The 2,870-nt window shown below is 35.3% G+C and carries 1 protein-coding gene, 1 rRNA gene and 1 pseudogene; 1 reads left to right on the top strand and 2 read right to left on the bottom strand.

Annotated features, from left to right (window positions below):
• Window positions 1-691: 691 nt before the first annotated feature.
• Window positions 692-1,936: a glycosyltransferase family 4 protein gene (locus tag IQ228_RS24285; protein WP_193964732.1), complete on the top strand. Its 1,245-nt coding sequence runs from the start codon at window positions 692-694 to the stop codon at window positions 1,934-1,936.
• Window positions 1,937-2,211: 275 nt separating this feature from the next.
• On the opposite strand, the pseudogene IQ228_RS26965 reads toward IQ228_RS24285, so the two are convergent.
• Window positions 2,212-2,322: pseudogene (locus tag IQ228_RS26965) on the bottom strand (MoaD/ThiS family protein); the annotation flags it as partial.
• A gap of 286 nt (window positions 2,323-2,608) precedes the next feature.
• A 5S ribosomal RNA gene (rrf, locus tag IQ228_RS24290) occupies window positions 2,609-2,726 on the bottom strand.
• Between the last annotated feature and the right edge of the window lie 144 nt (window positions 2,727-2,870).

The raw sequence follows: 2,870 nt of genomic DNA on the forward strand, positions 1-2,870 counted from the left end.
AAATATATCTACGATTACCATTTAAAGGTATTCAAATTTAAGCTGGGCTAAATGCAATGATTGATACCCCTAATCAACAAAGGTAGAAATAATCAGGGTTATTAAATCATTATTTGCAAGTAAATGCTATGACTCAGATTACAAGATCACTAATATTTTCTGGCGATTTGGCACTAAAATAGCCAGTATTTAGGGTATTCTAAGGGAAATAGTTAGATTTAACAATTTTCCAAGCAGTTTCTGAGTAATCTCTTGGCAGTATTAGCTCTAAATCATGACTATCTTTAATTATGCAGGTAAATTATCTAGCATTAGTAAACCTGGGCAAATCGGACAATGATCAGCGGTAAAATAGGGTAACAATTTGTAGTTTTGTCAGTCAGGTGTTTGATAATTTTAATAACAATTCAGGAGTCATAATACTTGGTAAGTCGGGAATATAGAGGAGAAATATTTGATAAAAATAATCTCAGACAACTCTAAAATCCGTTATTATTTTGACTGAATCTGAATGCTCACAAATTTAATAAAGGTATTGCATTTTTTTTGAATCAGCAATATCTAAAAACTTTATTTCTATATCCGGCAAAATTCAGCAAGAATTTAGTAGTGCTACAACCGAACAGAAGTAACAGCTTTTTATTGAATTTAAGATAATACCCTAATTCCAGTTAATTTATCAAGCTTAATTATGGAAAATATATCACAACTAGGGTCACAAGTTAGACATAAAACAGCTTACCCAGATATCCTCGTTATTTCCCGAATATTTCGCCCAAACGAGGCTGTAATTGGTGAATATGTCTATAATCGCTGTTTACAAGATCCAGATCGGGTAATTGTTTTAGCTGGTAGTTGTGCTGGAGATAAGAAATTCGATAAATCCCAACAATTTCCTGTTTATCGTTGGGTTAATTTTCTTAATTTTCCGGCTTGCTGTGATCACTGGCTAGGAAATATAATCCAATCTGGTTTTAATATTATTGCTGCTTTTTTATTAGCTATTAAATTATATTTTCGCTATCATTACCGCTACATTGAATGGTGTCACGGCTATGATTTTCCGGCATTGTTGTTACTCAGTTATATTTTACCAATTCGCTTTTTTATCTATTTACATGGTAATGATTTACTAAGTGTAACTAGTAATCCGTTATGGAGATGGCTATTAAAATTAACTCTCAATCGTGCTGATGGAATTGTTTGTAATAGTTCTTATATTCGCAATTTTTTAAGAAATACTTTTCGGCTAGATACACCCACTCATGTGATAAATCCGGTAGTGAGGTCAGAAAGATTTGGCAATCCCACTAGTTTGAGTCATATTGATGATTTACGTAATCGTATCCGGCAGATTTATAATATTCCTGAAACAGCGATAGTTATTCTTTCTGTGGGTAATTTAGTTAAATATAAAAACTTTAACCGGGTAATAGATAATATTCCCGTATTGCTAAATTTTGGTGTGGATGTTCATTGCATTATTTGCGGTGAAGGATCTTGTGAAATCCAGCTAAAATCTCAAGCGGAAAGGTTACGAATTGATCAACGGGTACATTTTGCAGGGTATGTGCCAGAAAGGGATTTAGCCGGTTATTATGCAGCTTGTGATATTTTCGCCATGTTAAACTCAGATAATTATGAAGATAAAACCATAGATAATTTTGGTATGGTTTATTTAGAAGCTGGTTATTTTGGCAAACCTGTAATTGCTTCTCGTTTAGGTAGTGTTTTAGATGCAGTTCATCATGAAGAAAATGGCCTGTTAGTAAATCCCGATTCTGGTTATGAGGTTTTGCAAACTTTTAATCGGTTATGTCAAGATTCACAGCTTCGGGAAAAACTTGGCCGTCAAGGTAGGGAATTAGCGAAACGGAAGACCTATCATCGCTGGTTATATAGTCCTGAATCTTGTTCTTCTTGTTTGTTAAATTAACCACGACCAAGGATGGTGACCACTTCCAAGTGCGCGATTTTTGATTTGAGTTGCAGTCCAAAATTGATTATGTAAGTAATTGGAAAAAAATATTTACAGTCATTGCGAGCGAAGGGAAGCAATCACAACCCTTGCGAACTGCTTGCAGCAGCGCTAGTTCCCTCCGGGACGCTCCGCGAACGCTATTGCCTCATTTCACTTCGTTCCATATGGCTAACGCCACGCCTCGCTAACGCAATAACATTGTGTAATTAATTCTGTCTTACTACTTAATATTCGCCATTGTATTCTACTTCAACTAAACGCGGATTAAAACCTAACTGTTGCAGTAATTTGGGTAAAGTAGTTGGCGATAAACAATTACGAGTTTCTCCATAGCCAGAGATACATAATGTAGGAAAAAAAATGGGTCATATATAGTAAATATGACCTAATCAAATAAAATGATAAGCGAATTATCCCAAAAAGTGTTAGAAAATAAACTAGCAATTTATTTAACAAATCTTCTAGCTGTGATACTGATTCAAATAATTTATGGGCTTCTCGGCGACTCTTCCATGAAGACATTGACCGAGCTTTAAAGCCCTATGCCCTAGTGACTTTTAGTTTTATGAAAACTAAACAAAACCCCCTCTAAATAAATAGAGGAGGCTTTGTTGTATGGAATAATAGACCTGGCATCGAGCTATTTTCACGTGGGGCTACCCCCAAACTATCGTCGCCGCAGCAGCGTTTCACCTCTGAGTTCGGGAAGGGATCAGTGTGGTTCCACCGCGCCATAGACACCAGGAAAGCCTGATGATTTTGGATTTTGGATTTTGGATTTTAGATTGGACTTATCAATCCAAAATCTAAAATCTAAAATCTAAAATTCACAAAACCCTGAAGACTGCATTTGAGAAAGAGAAATCACAATAACAAATTGAATAGAGGT

It is taken from the genome of Dolichospermum sp. LEGE 00246, assembly GCF_015207865.1.
GTDB classification, from domain to species: domain Bacteria; phylum Cyanobacteriota; class Cyanobacteriia; order Cyanobacteriales; family Nostocaceae; genus Dolichospermum; species Dolichospermum heterosporum.